At 74.5% G+C, this 16,188-nt stretch carries 1 protein-coding gene; it reads left to right on the top strand.

Annotated elements, in window-relative coordinates:
* The first annotated feature begins 18 nt into the window (after positions 1-18).
* A complete protein-coding gene (locus J0910_RS03305; RefSeq protein ID WP_420157025.1) occupies positions 19-16,167 on the top strand; it encodes a type I polyketide synthase in 16,149 nt (5,382 codons plus the stop codon).
* Positions 16,168-16,188: the final 21 nt, after the last annotated feature.

Genomic DNA, 16,188 nt, shown 5'->3' with positions numbered 1-16,188 from the left:
TCAAGGAGCTGACGTCGCGTGACGAACGAGGACAAGCTTGTCGGATACCTCCGCCGGGTGACCGCGGAGCTGCACCAGACGCGCCGGCGGCTGCTGGAGGTCGAGTCCGGTGACCGGGAGCCGATCGCGATCGTCGGGATGAGCTGCCGCTACCCCGGCGGCGCGGTCTCCCCCGAGGAGCTGTGGCGGCTGGTCGGCGAGGGCCGCGACGCGGTCGGGGACTTCCCCGGCGACCGCGGCTGGGACCTCGACGGGCTGTACCACCCCGACCCCGACAACCGGGGCACCTTCTACGCGCGTGCGGGCGGCTTCCTGGACGGCGCCGCCGAGTTCGACGCCGGGTTCTTCGGGATCTCGCCGCGCGAGGCGCTGGCGATGGACCCGCAGCAGCGGCTGCTGCTGGAGACCACCTGGGAGGCGTTCGAGCGCGCCGGGATCGACCCGGACACGGTGCGCGGCAGCCGGACCGGCGTGTTCATCGGCGCGGCCGCCTCCGGATACGGCTCCGCCTGGCAGACCGCCCCGGAGGGCCTGGAGGGCCACCTGCTCACCGGGAACGCGAGCAGCGTGGTGACCGGGCGGCTGTCCTACCTGTTCGGCCTGGAGGGCCCGGCGGTCACGGTCGACACGGCGTGCTCGTCGTCGCTGGTCGCGCTCCACCTGGCGGTGCAGGCGCTGCGGAACGGCGAGTGCTCGATGGCGCTGGCCGGCGGGGCGATGGTGCTGTCCAGCCCGGCGCTGTTCGTGGAGTTCAGCCGCCAGCGCGGGCTCTCCCCCGACGGCCGGTGCAAGGCGTTCTCCGCGGACGCGGACGGCACCGGGTGGGCCGAGGGCGCCGGGCTGCTCCTGGTCGAGCGGCTGTCCGACGCGCGGCGCAACGGCCACAAGGTGCTGGCGGTGGTGCGCGGATCGGCGGTCAACCAGGACGGCGCGTCCAGTGGTCTGACCGCGCCGAACGGGCCGTCCCAGCAGCGGGTGATCCGGCAGGCGCTGGCCGACGCGCGGCTGTCGCCCGCAGACGTGGACGCCGTGGAGGCGCACGGCACCGGCACCCGGCTCGGCGACCCGATCGAGGCGCAGGCGCTGCTGGCCGCCTACGGCCAGGACCGGCCGGAGGACCGGCCGCTCTTCCTCGGCTCGCTGAAGTCCAACATCGGGCACACCCAGTCCGCGGCGGGCGTGGCCGGGATCATCAAGATGGTGATGGCGCTCCGCGACGGGGTGCTGCCCAAGACCCTGAACGCGGACGAGCCGACCCCGCACGTGGACTGGTCGGCGGGCGCGGTGGAGCTGCTCACCGAGGCCCGGCCGTGGCCCGAGACGGGGCGGCCGCGCCGGGCGGGCGTCTCGTCGTTCGGGATGAGCGGCACCAACGCGCACGTCGTGATCGAAGAGGCACCGGCCGAGCAGGCCTCCGACGAGGAGGCCGTCGAAGAGAAGGCGGAGGCGCCTGCCCGTTCGCTCCCCGCGCTGCCGCTGACCGTCTCGGCCAAGACCGAGGCGGCGCTGCGCGCCCAGGCCCGGCGGCTCCGGGCCCATCTGGAGGCCGCCCCCGACCTGGACCTCCTGGACACCGCGTTCTCCCTGGCCGCGACCCGTTCGGCGCTGGAGCACCGGGCGGTCGTGGTCGGGAACGACCGCGAAGGCCTGCTCGCGGGGCTGGGCGCGCTGGCGTCCGGCGAGCCCGCGGCCAACCTCGTCCAGGGCACGACCGGAGCGGCGGGGAAGACCGCGTTCCTCTTCTCCGGGCAGGGGGCCCAGCGCGCCGGCATGGGCCGCGAACTGCACGCGGCCTTCCCCGTCTTCGCCGACGCCTTCGACGCGACGTGCGCGGCCTTGGACACCCACCTGGACCGGCCGCTGCGCGAGGTCATGTGGGCCGAGGAAGACTCCGAGGCCGCCGGGCTGATCGACCAGACCGCCTACACCCAGGCCGGACTCTTCGCCATCGAAACCGCCCTGTTCCGGCTCATGGAGTCCTGGGGCATCGCCCCCGACCTGCTGGCCGGCCACTCCATCGGGGAGATCACCGCCGCGCACGCCGCCGGGGTGCTGTCCCTGGAGGACGCGGCCGCGCTGGTCGCCGCCCGGGGACGCCTCATGCAGGCACTGCCCGCAGGCGGAGCCATGGTCGCCCTCCAGGCCACCGAAGACGAGATCCAGCCGTACATGAGCGGCCGGGACGCCGATGTGAGCATCGCGGCGATCAACGGCCCCGGTTCGGTCGTGGTCTCCGGCGAGGAGAACACGGTGCTGGAGATCGCGGACCGGTTCCGCGACCAGGGCCGCAAGACCCGCCGGCTGACGGTCTCCCACGCCTTCCACTCGCCGCTCATGGAACCGATGCTGGAGGACTTCCGGAAGGCCGCCGAAGGACTTTCCTTCGCACCGCCGCAGATCCCGGTGGTCTCCAACCTGACCGGTGCCCTCGCGACGGCTGAACAGCTCTGCTCCCCCGACTACTGGGTCCGCCACGTCCGCGAAGCCGTCCGCTTCGCCGACGGCATCAGGGCACTGGAAACCGAAGGCGTGACCGCCTTCCTGGAGCTGGGCCCCGACGGCGTCCTCACCGCCATGGCACAGGACAGCGTCGACTCCGAGACCGCCCTGCTCGTCCCCGCCGCCCGCAAGGACCGGCCCGAAGCCGAAGCGCTCACCACCGCCCTCGCCCGGCTCCACACCAGCGGTGTGACCCCGGACTGGTCCGCGTTCTTCGCCGACACCGGCGCCCAGCAGGTGGAACTGCCCACCTACGCCTTCCAGCGCGAACGCTACTGGTTGGAGCCGGGCCCGGCCGAGGGCGACATTTCATCGGTCGGCCTGGGCTCCCCGGACCACCCGCTGCTCGGCGCCGCCGTGGCGCTCGCCGACGACGACGGCTTCCTCTTCACCGGTGTGCTGTCCCTGCGCACCCACCCCTGGCTGGCCGACCACGCCGTGCAGGGCACCGTGCTCTTCCCCGGCACCGGGTTCGTCGAGCTGGCGATCCGGGCCGGTGAGCAGGCCGGAGCGAACCGGGTGGAGGAGCTGACCCTCGAAGCCCCCTTGGCGCTCTCCGAGCGTGACGGGGTCCAGGTCCAGATCGCGGTCGGCGCGGCGGACGGGGCCGGCCGCCGATCCGTGGGCATCCACACCCGCCCCGCCGGCGCCGCCTTCGACGAGCCCTGGACCCGCCACGCCACAGGCACCCTGGCCGTCGAGTCCTATGCCGAGGCGCAGGCCATCACGGAGTGGCCCCCGGCGGGCGCGGACCCCGTCGACGTCACCGACCTCTACGACCGGTTCGCGGACCGGGGGTTCGCCTACGGGCCGCTGTTCCAGGGGCTGCGCAAGGCGTGGAGCCGCGAGGGCGCGGTCTACGCCGAGATCGCCCTGCCCCAGGAGGAGCAGGCCGAGGCCGCCCGGTTCGGCGTACACCCCGCACTGCTGGACGCCGCCCTGCACGCCGCCGCCCTCGGCGTGTTCTCCGACGACGGCACGGGCCGGCTCCCGTTCTCCTGGTCGGGCGTCTCACTGGTGGCGGCGGGCGCGTCGGACCTGCGGGTTCGGCTGTCCTCCGCGGGACCGGACACCATCTCGCTGGTGGCGGCCGACGGCGCCGGCCGGGCGGTCGCCTCGGTGGACGCGCTGACGATGCGCCCGGCCGCTCCCGCCGTGCCGGGTGACGCCGGCCGGCGTTCGATGTTCCGCCTCGACTGGATCGAGGCGCCCGCCCTCTCCGCCCCGGCTCCGGAAGAGGGGGCGGAGTCCGGGACGGGGGCGGCCCGCTGGGCGGTCCTCACCGACGACGGCCCGGCCGCACTGGCCCAGGCCGACGCGCCGGTGCCGGACGTGGTCTTCCTGCCCCTCGCCGGCGGCCCGGAGGACGTGCCGTCCAGAACGCGCGCCGCGGCCGCCCGCGCGCTGGAGGCCGTGCGCTCCTGGCTCGCCGACGAGCGGTTCGCGAGGTCGCGCCTGGCCGTGGTCACCGAGGGCGCGGTCGCTCCCCGGGCGGAGGACGGCGTCACCGACCCGGCCCTCGCGTCCGTATGGGGTCTGCTCCGTTCGGCCCAGGCCGAGCACCCCGACCGATTCGTGCTGATCGACACCGACGACCGGAACGACTTCGCGGCGCTGCTTCCGCCGACCGCCCACGGCGGTGAGCCGCAGGTGGCGGTGCGCGCGGGCAAGGTGCTGGTGCCCCGGCTGGTCCGGGCGTCGGCCCCCGCCGAGGCGGACGCCCCGGCGCCCGCCCCTCAGGGCACGGTGCTGATCACCGGCGGCACCGGTGCGCTGGGCGGCCTGGTCGCCCGGCACCTGGCCGGACGCGGTGCGGGCCACCTGCTGCTGGCCGGTCGGCGCGGGATCGACGCGGAGGGCGCCCCGGAGTTGGTCGCCGAGCTGGAGGAACTGGGTACCCGGGTGACCATCGCGGCCTGCGACGCCGCCGACCGCGACGCACTCGCCGACCTGCTGGCGGACATCCCCGCAGAGTTCCCGCTGACGGGGGTCGTACACGCCGCAGGCGTCCTCGACGACGGCACCGTCGAGACCCTCACCCCCGAGCGGTTCGAAACGGTGCTCCGGCCCAAGGCCGACGCCGCCTGGAACCTGCACGAACTCACCCGGGACACGGAGCTCTCCTCCTTCGTCCTGTTCTCCTCGATCGCCGGAACGCTGGGCGCGGCCGGACAGGCCAACTACGCCGCCGCCAACGCCTTCCTCGACGCCCTCGCCGAACACCGCCGCGCCCTCGGCCTGCCCGGCCGATCGCTGGCCTGGGGCCCGTGGGAGCAGGCCGGCGGCATGGCCGGCGGCCTCGGCGACGCGGAGCGGGCGCGCATCGACCGCGGCGGCGTCCCCTCGCTGCCGCCGCAGCAGGGCCTGGAGCTGTTCGACGCCTCCGGATCGATGGCCGACGCCGTCCTGGCCCTGATGCGCCTGGACCTGGCCGCGCTGCGCGCGCGGTTCGGCTCGGGACCGGTTCCGCCGGTGTTCCGCAGCCTGGTGCGCGGACCCGTCCGGCGGGCCCAGGCCGCGGATCCGGCCTCGGCGGGATCCGAGCTGTCCCGCAGCCTGATCGGCCTGCGCGAGGACGAACAGCGGCGGGCCGTGCTCGACCTGGTACGCACGCACGTCGCGATGGTCCTCGGGCACGCCACCCCCGAGGCCGTGCCCCCCGATCGGGCGTTCAAGGACCTGGGTTTCGACTCGCTGACCGCCGTCGACCTGCGCAACGGGCTCAACGCGGCGACCGGCATGCGCCTCCCCGCGACGCTCGTCTTCGACTACCCCGACCCCGCCTCGCTGACCGGATACCTGCTGGACGCGGTTCGGGGCTCCGACGCACCGGCGGCGGCACAGCGGGCGACCGCGGTCGCCGCAGCGGACGAGCCGATCGCGATCGTCGGGATGGCCTGCCGCTACCCCGGCGGAGCGGCCTCGCCCGAGGAGCTGTGGCGGCTGGTGGTCCGGGGCGGCGACGGCGTCTCCGGCTTCCCCGACGACCGGGGCTGGGACATCGAGCGGCTCTACGACCCGGACCCCGAGCGTTCCGGGACCAGCTACACCCGCGAGGGCGGCTTCCTCCGCGACGCCGCCGAGTTCGACGCCGGGTTCTTCGGCATCAGCCCGCGCGAGGCGCTGGCCATGGACCCGCAGCAGCGGCTGCTGCTGGAGACCACCTGGGAGACGTTCGAGCGGGCCGGCATCGACCCGGCATCGGTGCGCGGCAGCCGGACCGGCGTGTTCGCCGGGCTGATGTACCACGACTACGCGTCCCGCCTGGCGACCGTTCCGGAAGACGTCGAGGGGTTCATCGGGGTGGGGACGTCCGGCAGCGTGCTGTCGGGCCGCATCGCCTACACCTTCGGCTTGGAGGGCCCGGCCGCGACGATCGACACCGCGTGCTCCTCCTCCCTGGTGGCGCTCCACCTGGCGGTGCAGGCGCTGCGCAACGGCGAATGCACGATGGCGCTCGCGGGCGGCGTGACGGTGATGTCCACACCGGGCACGTTCATCGAGTTCAGCCGCCAGCGCGGCCTCTCCCCCGACGGCCGGTGCAAGTCCTTCGCCGCGGCGGCCGACGGCACCGGCTGGGCCGAGGGCGTCGGCATGCTGCTGGTCGAGCGGCTGTCCGACGCGCGCCGCAACGGGCACGAGGTGCTGGCGGTGGTGCGCGGATCGGCGGTCAACCAGGACGGAGCCTCCAACGGGCTCACCGCGCCGAACGGCCCCTCCCAGCAGCGGGTGATCGGCCAGGCCCTGGCCAACGCCGGGCTCACCCCGGCCGACGTGGACGCCGTGGAGGCGCACGGCACCGGCACCACGCTGGGCGACCCGATCGAGGCCCAGGCGGTACTGGCCGCCTACGGGCAGGAACGCCCGGCGGACCGGCCGCTCTTCCTCGGCTCGATCAAGTCCAACATCGGCCACACCCAGGCCGCGGCCGGCGTCGCCGGGATCATCAAGATGGTCATGGCCATGCGCCACGGCACGCTGCCGAAGACCCTGCACGTGGACGCGCCCTCGCCGCACGTGGACTGGACCTCCGGCGCGGTGGAGCTGCTGACCGACACGGTCGAATGGCCGCAGGCGGGAAGGCCGCGCCGGGCGGGCGTCTCCTCCTTCGGCGTGAGCGGCACCAACGCGCACGTCGTGGTCGAGCAGGCACCGGTTGAAGAGGCACCGGTCGAGCAGGCCTCGGCCCCGGCAGGGATGGGGCAGCAGTCCCGCCCCGAGGGGCGAGACCTCCTCCCGGTCATTCCACTGGTGTTCTCCGCCAAGAGCCATGAGGCTCTGCGCGAGCAGGCCCAGCGACTCCATTCCCACCTGCTCGGGAACCCGGACACTCCGCCGACCGATGTCGGCCTGTCCCTGGCGACCACGCGATCGATGCTGGAGCACCGCGCCGTCGTCGCCGGCCGGGACAGGGGAGCGCTGCTCTCCGGACTGCGCGCCGTGATCGAGGACCTGCCCTCGACGGACGTCGTGCACGGGGTGGTCGGCGCTCAGGGCACCACCGCCTTCCTGTTCTCGGGGCAGGGGTCCCAGCGCGCCGGGATGGGCCGCGAGCTGCACGCGGCCTTCCCCGTCTTCGCCGACGCCTTCGACACCGCGTGCGCTGCGCTCGACGTGCACCTGGACCGGCCGCTGCGCGAGGTCGTCTGGGCCGAGGAAGGCTCCGAGGCCGCCGGGCTGATCGACCAGACCGCCTACACCCAGGCCGGACTCTTCGCCGTCGAAACCGCGCTGTTCCGCCTGGTCGAGTCCTGGGGCATCCGCCCCGACCTGCTGGCCGGCCACTCCATCGGAGAGATCACCGCCGCACACACCGCCGGGGTGCTCACCCTGGAGGACGCCGCCGCGCTGGTCGCCGCACGCGGACGCCTCATGCAGGCACTGCCCGCAGGCGGAGCGATGATCGCGATCCAGGCCACCGAGGACGAAGTCCTTCCCCACCTGGACGGACGCGAACACGAACTCTCCATCGCCGCGCTCAACGGGCCGACCTCCACCGTCGTCTCCGGCGAAGAGGACGCGGTTACCCAGGTGGCGGACCGCTTCCGTGAGCAGGGACGGAAGACCCGTCGGCTGACGGTCTCCCACGCCTTCCACTCGCCCCTCATGGAACCGATGCTGGAGGACTTCCGGAAGACCGCCGAAGGACTCTCCTTCGCACCGCCGCAGATCCCGGTGGTGTCCAACCTGACCGGTGCCCTCGCGACGGCTGAACAGCTCTGCTCGCCGGAGTACTGGGTCCGCCACGTGCGGGAGGCCGTCCGCTTCGCCGACGGAATCCGCACCCTCAGCGCCCAGGGCGCGACCGCCTTCCTGGAGCTGGGCCCCGACGGCGTCCTCACCGCCATGGCACAGGACACCCTCAACACCGCCGCCACGGCCGTCGCGGCAAGCCGCAAGGACCGCCCCGAAGCCGAAGCGCTCACCACCGCCATCGCCCGGCTCCACACCAGCGGTGTGACCCCGGACTGGGCCGCGCTCTTCGCCGGAACCGGAGCCCAGCGCGTCGACCTGCCCACCTACGCCTTCCAGCGCGAACGCTACTGGCTGGACATTCCGTGGTCGCCGGGAGACGTCGCCTCTGCGGGGCTGGCCGGTGCCGACCACCCGCTCCTCGGAGCGGTGGCGGAACTGCCCGACACCGATGGCCTGCTCTTCACCGGTGTGCTGTCCGTGCGCACCCACCCCTGGCTGGCCGACCACGCCGTGCAGGGCACCGTGCTGCTGCCCGGCACCGCCCTGCTGGAACTCGCCCTGCGCGCCGGCTCCGAGGTCGGCTGCGACCGGGTGGAGGAGTTGACCCTCGAAACCCCTCTGGTACTCCCCGAGCGCGACGGTGTCCAGGTCCGCGTCTCGCTGGCCGCCGAGGACGGCGCGGGCCGCCGCTCGGTGACCGTCCATTCGCGACCGGTCGACGCCCCGCTCGACCAGCCGTGGATCCGGCACGCCGACGGCGTACTGGGCGGCTCCGTGCCGGATGGCCCCGGAGCGGAGGCGAGCGTCCTCGCCGAGTGGCCTCCGGCGGGTGCGGTCGCGCTGGAGGTCGGCGACCTGTACGAGCGGGTGACCGAGGCCGGTTTCCACTACGGCCCGGTGTTCCAGGGGCTGCGGGCCGCCTGGCGGCGCGGCGACGAGGTGTTCGCCGAGGTCGCCCTGCCCGAGGAGGAACAGAGCGAAGCCGCCCGCTTCGGCGTACACCCCGCCCTGCTCGACGCCGCCCTGCACGCCGTGGGGCTCGGTGACTTCATCGCCGAGCCCGAGCGCGGCCTCCTTCCCTTCTCCTGGTCGGGTGCGGCCCTGCACGCCGTCGGCGCTCAGAGTCTGCGGGTGCGGATCACCCCCGTGGGCCCGGACGCGGTCGCCGTCACCGCCGCCGACGCCACCGGCGCCCCGGTGGCCACGGTGGAATCGCTGGTGCTGCGGCCCGTCTCGGCGGAGCGGGTCGGCGATGCCCGGCCCGACTCCCTGTTCCGGCTGGACTGGGTTCGGGCCCGGAGCACCGATGGCCTTCCGCCGGAGTCCTGCGCCGTGCTCGGTGGCGACCGCGAAGCGGCGCCGCTCCGGGACGCCGGGATCCGGGCCGAGGCGTTCGCGGACCTCACTGCCCTCGCCTCGGCGGACGCCCCCGTCCCTGGAACGGTGTTCGCGTTCCTCACCCCGGACGGCCCCGAGCGGGGCGACGTCCCGGCCGGCGTCCGGGCCGCGACGGCCCGCGCGCTCAGCCTGGTGCAGGGGTGGCTGGCCGAGGAGCGGTTCGCCGGCTCCCGGCTGGTCGTCGTGACCCGGGGCGCGGTGGCGGCCGGAGCGGACGAGCAGGTCACCGACCTGCCCGGCGCGGCGGTGTGGGGCCTGCTCCGGACCGCCCAGGCCGAGCACCCCGACCGGTTCGTACTGATCGACGCGGCGGAGCTCTCGGACCTCCCCGCCGCAGCCGCAGTGCTGGCCGGCGCCGAACCGCAGGCCGCCCTCCACCGGGGCGAGGTGCTCGTACCCCGGGTGGTGCCCGCGCCGTCCATCGCGGGCGACGCCACCGAGCCCGACCCGCACGGAACGGTGCTCATCACCGGCGGCACCGGTGCGCTGGGCGGCCTGGTCGCCCGGCACCTCGCCGGACGCGGTGCGGGCCACCTGCTGCTGACCGGCCGGCGCGGCATGGAAGCGCCCGGCGCCGCGAACCTGGCCGCCGAACTGGAGGAACTGGGTACCCGGGTGACCATCGCGGCCTGCGACGCCGCCGACCGCGACGCACTCGCCGACCTGCTGGCGTCCGTCCCGGCGGAGTTCCCGCTGACAGGGGTCGTCCACGCCGCCGGCGTCCTCGACGACGGCACCGTCGAGTCCCTCACCCCCGAGCGCCTGGACACCGTGCTGCGCCCCAAGGCCGACGCCGCCTGGAACCTGCACGAACTCACCAGGGACCTGGACCTGTCGGCGTTCGTGCTGTTCTCCTCGGTCACCGGCGTGTTCGGCAGCCCCGGCCAGGGCAACTACGCCGCCGCCAACGCCTTCCTCGACGCCCTCGCCGAACACCGCCGCACCCTCGGCCTGCCCGGCCAATCGCTGGCCTGGGGCCTGTGGGAGCAGGCCGGCGAGATGACCGGCGACCTCGCCACCACCGACCTGCAGCGGATGGCACGCTCCGGCGTGCGGCCGCTCCCGTCCGAGCAGGGCCTCGCCCTCTTCGGGGCCGCATACGGCACGGACGAGCCCCTGCTGCTCCCCGTCGCGCTGGACATCCCGGCCCTGCGTGCGCGCGCCGCCTCCGGCGCCGTTCCCCCGCTGCTGGGCGGGCTGGTGCGGGTGCGCAGCCGGCGCGCGGCGGCGACGGCCGCCGGGGCCGACCCGGCGGCCGGTCTCAGGCAGCGGTTGTCCGCGCTCCCGGAGGAGGAGCGGCGGCCCGCCCTCCTCGACCTGGTGCTCTCCCGCGCCTCGGCGGTCCTGGGGCACGGCTCGTCGCGCGGCGTCGAGCCCGGCCAGGCGTTCAAGGACCTCGGTTTCGACTCGCTCACCGCGGTCGAGCTGAGGAACGCGCTGAACGAGGCGACCGGCCTGCGGCTCCCGGCGACCCTGGTGTTCGACTACCCGACCTCGGACGCGCTGGCCGGCCATCTGGCGGACCGGCTCCTCGACGCGCCGGACGGCACCGCCGACGCGCCGCCCGCGGTCGCGGCGGGCACCGGCACCGACGAGCCGATCGCGATCATCGGCATGGCCTGCCGCCTGCCGGGCGGGGTGGCCTCCCCCGAGCAGCTGTGGGAGCTGGTCTCCCAGGGCGGTGACGGGATCTCCGGCTTCCCCGACGACCGGGGCTGGGACATCGAGCGGCTGTACGACCCGGACCCGGAGCGTTCCGGCACGAGCTACACCCGCGAGGGCGGCTTCCTGTACGGCGCGGCCGAGTTCGACGCCGGGTTCTTCGGGATCTCCCCGCGCGAGGCGCTGGCCATGGACCCCCAGCAGCGGCTGCTGCTGGAGACCACCTGGGAGGCGTTCGAGCGGGCCGGCATCGACCCGGCCGCGGTGCGCGGCAGCCGGACCGGCGTGTTCGCCGGGCTGATGTACCACGACTACGCGTCCCGCCTGACCAGCGTGCCCGAGGACGTCGAGGGGTTCATCGGCATCGGCAGCTCGGGCAGTGTGCTGTCGGGCCGCGTCGCCTACACCTTCGGGTTGGAGGGCCCGGCGGCGACGATCGACACCGCGTGCTCGTCGTCGCTGGTCGCCCTGCACATGGCGGTGCAGGCGCTGCGCAACGGCGAATGCACCATGGCACTCGCCGGCGGCGTCACCGTGATGTCCTCACCGAGCACGTTCGTGGAGTTCAGCCGGCAGCGCGGGCTCTCCCCCGACGGCCGGTGCAAGTCCTTCTCGGACGCGGCCGACGGCACCGGCTGGTCCGAGGGCGTCGGAATGCTGCTGGTGGAGCGGCTGTCCGACGCGCGCCGCAACGGCCACCAGGTGCTCGCCGTGGTCCGCGGCAGTGCGGTCAACCAGGACGGCGCCTCCAACGGGCTCACCGCCCCCAACGGGCCGTCCCAGCAGCGGGTCATCCGCCAGGCCCTGGCCGGTGCGAGCCTGTCCCCCTCGGACGTGGACGCGGTGGAGGCGCACGGCACCGGCACCGGCCTCGGCGACCCGATCGAGGCCCAGGCGCTCCTGGCCACCTACGGCCAGGAGCGGCCCGAGGACCGGCCGCTCTTCCTCGGCTCGATCAAGTCCAACATCGGCCACACCCAGGCCGCAGCGGGCGTGGCGGGCGTGATCAAGATGGTCTTGGCCATCCGCAACGGCACGCTCCCCAAGACCCTGCACGTGGACGAACCGACATCGCACGTGGACTGGTCGGCGGGCTCCGTCGAGCTGCTCACCGAGGAGCGGCCCTGGCCGGAGACCGGCGGACCCCGCCGCGCGGGCGTCTCCTCCTTCGGGATCAGCGGAACCAACGCGCACGTCGTGATCGAGCAGGCACCGGTCGAACAAGCGCCGGTTGAAAAGGCACCGGCCGAGCAGGAGTCCCCCGTCTCCGCCGAGGGGCGTGCGGGGCTGGCCTCGACGGTCGTCTCCGCGAAGACGGAGGCGGCGCTGCGCGCCCAGGCCGAGCGGCTGCACGCGCACCTGACCGCGCACCCGGACCTGGCCATGGACGACGTGGCCTTCTCCCTGGCCACGACCCGATCGGCCATGGAGCACCGCGCGGTCGTGGTCGGAAACGACCGCGAAGGCCTGCTGGCAGGGCTGGGCGCGCTCGCCTCCGGCGAGCCCGCGACCAACCTCGTCCAGGGCACCGCCAACGCGGCCGGGAAGCGGGCTTTCCTCTTCTCCGGGCAGGGGTCGCAGCGCGCCGGGATGGGCCGCGAGCTGCACGCGGCCTTCCCCGTCTTCGCCGAAGCCTTCGACGCCGCATGCGCGGCCTTGGACACCCACCTGGACCGGCCGCTGCGCGAGGTCGTGTGGGCCGAGGAAGGCTCCGACCTGGCCGGGCTGATCGACCAGACCGCCTACACCCAGGCCGGACTCTTCGCCATCGAAACCGCCCTGTTCCGCCTGGTCGAATCCTGGGGCATCCGCCCGGACCTGCTGGCCGGCCACTCCATCGGAGAGATCACCGCCGCACACACCGCCGGAGTCCTCACCCTGGAGGACGCCGCCGCACTCGTCGCCGCCCGCGGACGCCTCATGCAGGCCCTCCCCGCAGGCGGAGCCATGGTCGCCCTCCAGGCCACCGAAGACGAAGTCCTTCCCCACCTGGACGGACACGAACACGAACTCTCCATCGCCGCGATCAACGGGCCCACCTCGATCGTCGTCTCCGGTGAAGAAACCGCTGTCGTCGAAGTCGCAGAGCGGTTCTCTGCCGAAGGCCGCAAGACCAAGCGACTGACGGTCTCCCACGCCTTCCACTCGCCCCTGATGGAACCCATGCTGGAGGAGTTCCGGAAGGCCGCCGAAGGACTGTCCTTCGCACCGCCGACCATCCCCGTCGTGTCCAACCTGACCGGAGAGCAGGCCACCGCAGAACAACTCTGCTCCCCCGACTACTGGGTCAGCCACGTCCGCGAAGCCGTCCGCTTCGCCGACGGAATCCGCACCCTGGAAACCGAAGGCACCACCCGCTTCCTGGAACTGGGCCCCGACGGCGTCCTCACCGCCATGGCACAGGACAGCCTGACCGGTGAAGCGACCACCGTCCCCGCTCTGCGCGCCGACCGCCCGGAAAGCACGGTGCTGCTGACCGCCGTCGCCCGGTTGTACGTGGACGGTGTTTCCGGCGACTGGGCGAGCGCGTTCTCCCGGCCCGGCGCCCAGCGCGTCGACCTGCCCACCTACGCCTTCCAGCACGAGCGGTACTGGCTGGACGCCCCGGCGGCGATCGGGGACGTGTCCTCGGCCGGCCTGGACTCCGCCGAGCACCCGCTGCTCGGCGCCGCGGTGGTACCGGCCGAGGGCGACAGGGTCCTGTTCACCGGCCTGCTCTCGCTGCGCACCCACCCCTGGCTGGCCGACCACGCCGTGCAGGGCACCGTGCTGCTGCCCGGCACCGCCCTGCTGGAACTCGCCCTGCGCGCCGGCTCCGAGGTCGGCTGCGCACAGGTCGAGGAATTGACCTTGGAGGCTCCGCTGGTTCTGCCCGAACGCGGCGGCGTCCAGATCCAGGTGGCCACCGACGCGGCCGACGAGTCCGGCCGGCGCCCGGTGAGCGTCCACTCCCGCCGGGACGACGCGGGAGGGGACGAGCCGTGGACCCGCAACGCGACCGGCACCCTCATCCCCGCCCCGGTGGGCTCCGCCGACCTGGCGCAGTGGCCTCCGCACGGCGCGGAGCCGATCGACACGGCCGACCTCTACGACCGGTTCGCGGAGCAGGGCTTCGGCTACGGACCGGTGTTCCAGGGGCTGCGGGCCGCCTGGCGGCGCGGTGACGAGGTGTTCGCCGAGGTGAGCCTGCCCGATGAGGAGCAGGGCGACGGGTTCGGGCTCCACCCGGCGCTGCTCGACGCCGCCCTGCACGCCGTGGGCTTCGGCGGCTTCGTCTCCGACCCGGAGCAGGGGCACCTGCCGTTCTCCTGGTCGGGGGCGTCGCTGTTCGCGTCCGGCGCCTCGACGCTCCGGGTTCGGCTCTCCCCCGCAGGCCGGGACGGTGTCTCCATCTCGGTGGCGGACGGGGTCGGGGAGGCCGTGGCCGCCGTGGAGTCGCTGGTGCTCCGGCCGGTCTCGCCCGAGCGGCTCAGTGACGGCGGTGAGCGGCGCGGGTCGCTGTTCTACGTCGATTGGGTGCCGGTGGCGGCCGACGCTCCCGCGTCCCCGCCGCTGTGCGCCGTGGTCGGCGGTGGCGACGGCGACCTGGAGGCGGCGCTGAAGCGGGCCGGCTCGGAGACCGTGACCGTGAACGGAGCGGTGCCCGCCGACGTGGCCGCGCTCGCCGCCGCTGACGGGCCGGTGCCGGACGTGGTCTACCTGCGGTTCGCCCAGGAGCCTGCGGCTGCGGACGCGCCGTCCCAGGTCCGCGCGGCGACCGCCGCCGCACTCGACGCGGTACGCACCTGGCTGGCGGAGGAGCGGTTCGCCGAGTCGCGCCTGGTCCTGGTGACCCGGGGCGCAGTGGCTGCCGGAGCGGACGACCAGGTCACCGACCTGGCCGGCGCGGCGGTGTGGGGCCTGCTCCGGACCGCCCAGGCCGAGCACCCCGACCGGTTCGTACTGATCGACGCGGACGGCCACGAGGACTCCATGGCGCTGCTGCCCGCCGTTCCGGGTGACGAACCCCAGGCGGCGGTGCGCGCGGGCCGCATGCTCGCGCCTCGGCTGGCCCGGGCGACGCCCGCTGAGGCGGACGCTCCGGTGTTCGACCCTCAGGGCACGGTGCTCATCACCGGCGGCACCGGTGCGCTGGGCGGCCTGGTCGCCCGGCACCTGGCCGGGCGCGGTGCGGGCCACCTGCTGCTCACCGGCCGGCGCGGTATGGAGGCGCCCGGCGCCGCGGAGCTGGCCGCCGAACTGGAGGAGCTGGGCGCGACGGTGACCGTCGCGGCCTGCGACGCCGCCGACCGCGACGCGCTGGCCGACCTACTGGCGTCCGTCCCGGCGGAGTTCCCGCTGACCTCGGTCGTCCACGCCGCCGGTGTGCTCGACGACGGCACCGTCGAGACCCTCACCCCCGAGCGGTTCGAGACGGTGCTCCGCCCCAAGGCGGACGCCGCCTGGAACCTGCACGAGCTCACCCAGGAGAGGGACCTGTCGGCGTTCGTGCTGTTCTCCTCGGCCGCCGGGACGCTGGGCGCGGCCGGCCAGGCCAACTACGCCGCCGCCAACGCCTTCCTCGACGCCCTCGCCGAACACCGCCGCACCCTCGGCCTGCCCGGCCAATCGCTGGCCTGGGGCCTGTGGGAGCAGGCCGGCGAGATGACCGGCGACCTGGACGACGCCGATGTGCGGCGGATCGGCCGAGGGGGGTTCGCCCCGCTCACCTCGGAGGAGGGGCTGGCCCTCTTCGACGCCGCCCGCGCACAGGACAGGGCGGCCCTGGTGCCGGTCCGGCTGGACACCCGGGCGCTGCTCTCCTCTCTCGGGTCGGCGCCGGTGCCGCCGCTGCTGCGCGGCCTGGTCCGCGCCCCGCTGCGCCGGGCTTCGGGGGCGTCGGCGGCCCGGACGGCGGCGCTGCCGCAGCGCCTGGCCGCCATGTCCGAGGCCGAGCAGGTCCGCACCCTTCAAGACCTGGTGCGCACCCAGGTGGCCGCGGTGCTCGGCCACGCCGACCTCGGCGTGGTGCAGGCCCGGCAGGCGTTCAAGGAGCTGGGCTTCGACTCGCTCACCGCGGTGGAGCTGCGCAACCGGTTGGCCGCCGAGACCGGGCTGCGGCTCCCGGCCACGCTCGTCTTCAGCTACCCGACACCCGCCGCCCTCGCGGACCACCTGAGGGCCGAGCTGCTCGACGGCCTGGCGCCGGAGGCGGCTCCGGAGCAGGACCCCGACGAAGCGGACGTCAGGAGGGCGCTGGAGTCGGTTCCGGTCGCCAGCCTGCGCGAAGCCGGGCTGCTCGACGCGCTGCTGAAGCTGGCGGCCCGGCACGAAGACCACCCCGCCCCGGCCGAAAGCGACCGGCAGACCTCGATCGATGCCATGGACGTGAACCACCTCGTCACGTTGGCGCTCGGCGGCGACCACTCCTAACACGGCTTGGATTTCGGAGTT

The organism is Nocardiopsis oceanisediminis, from assembly GCF_048595525.1.
Lineage (GTDB): Bacteria > Actinomycetota > Actinomycetes > Streptosporangiales > Streptosporangiaceae > Nocardiopsis_A > Nocardiopsis_A oceanisediminis.
This window is presented reverse-complemented; position numbering and strand designations above follow the sequence as displayed.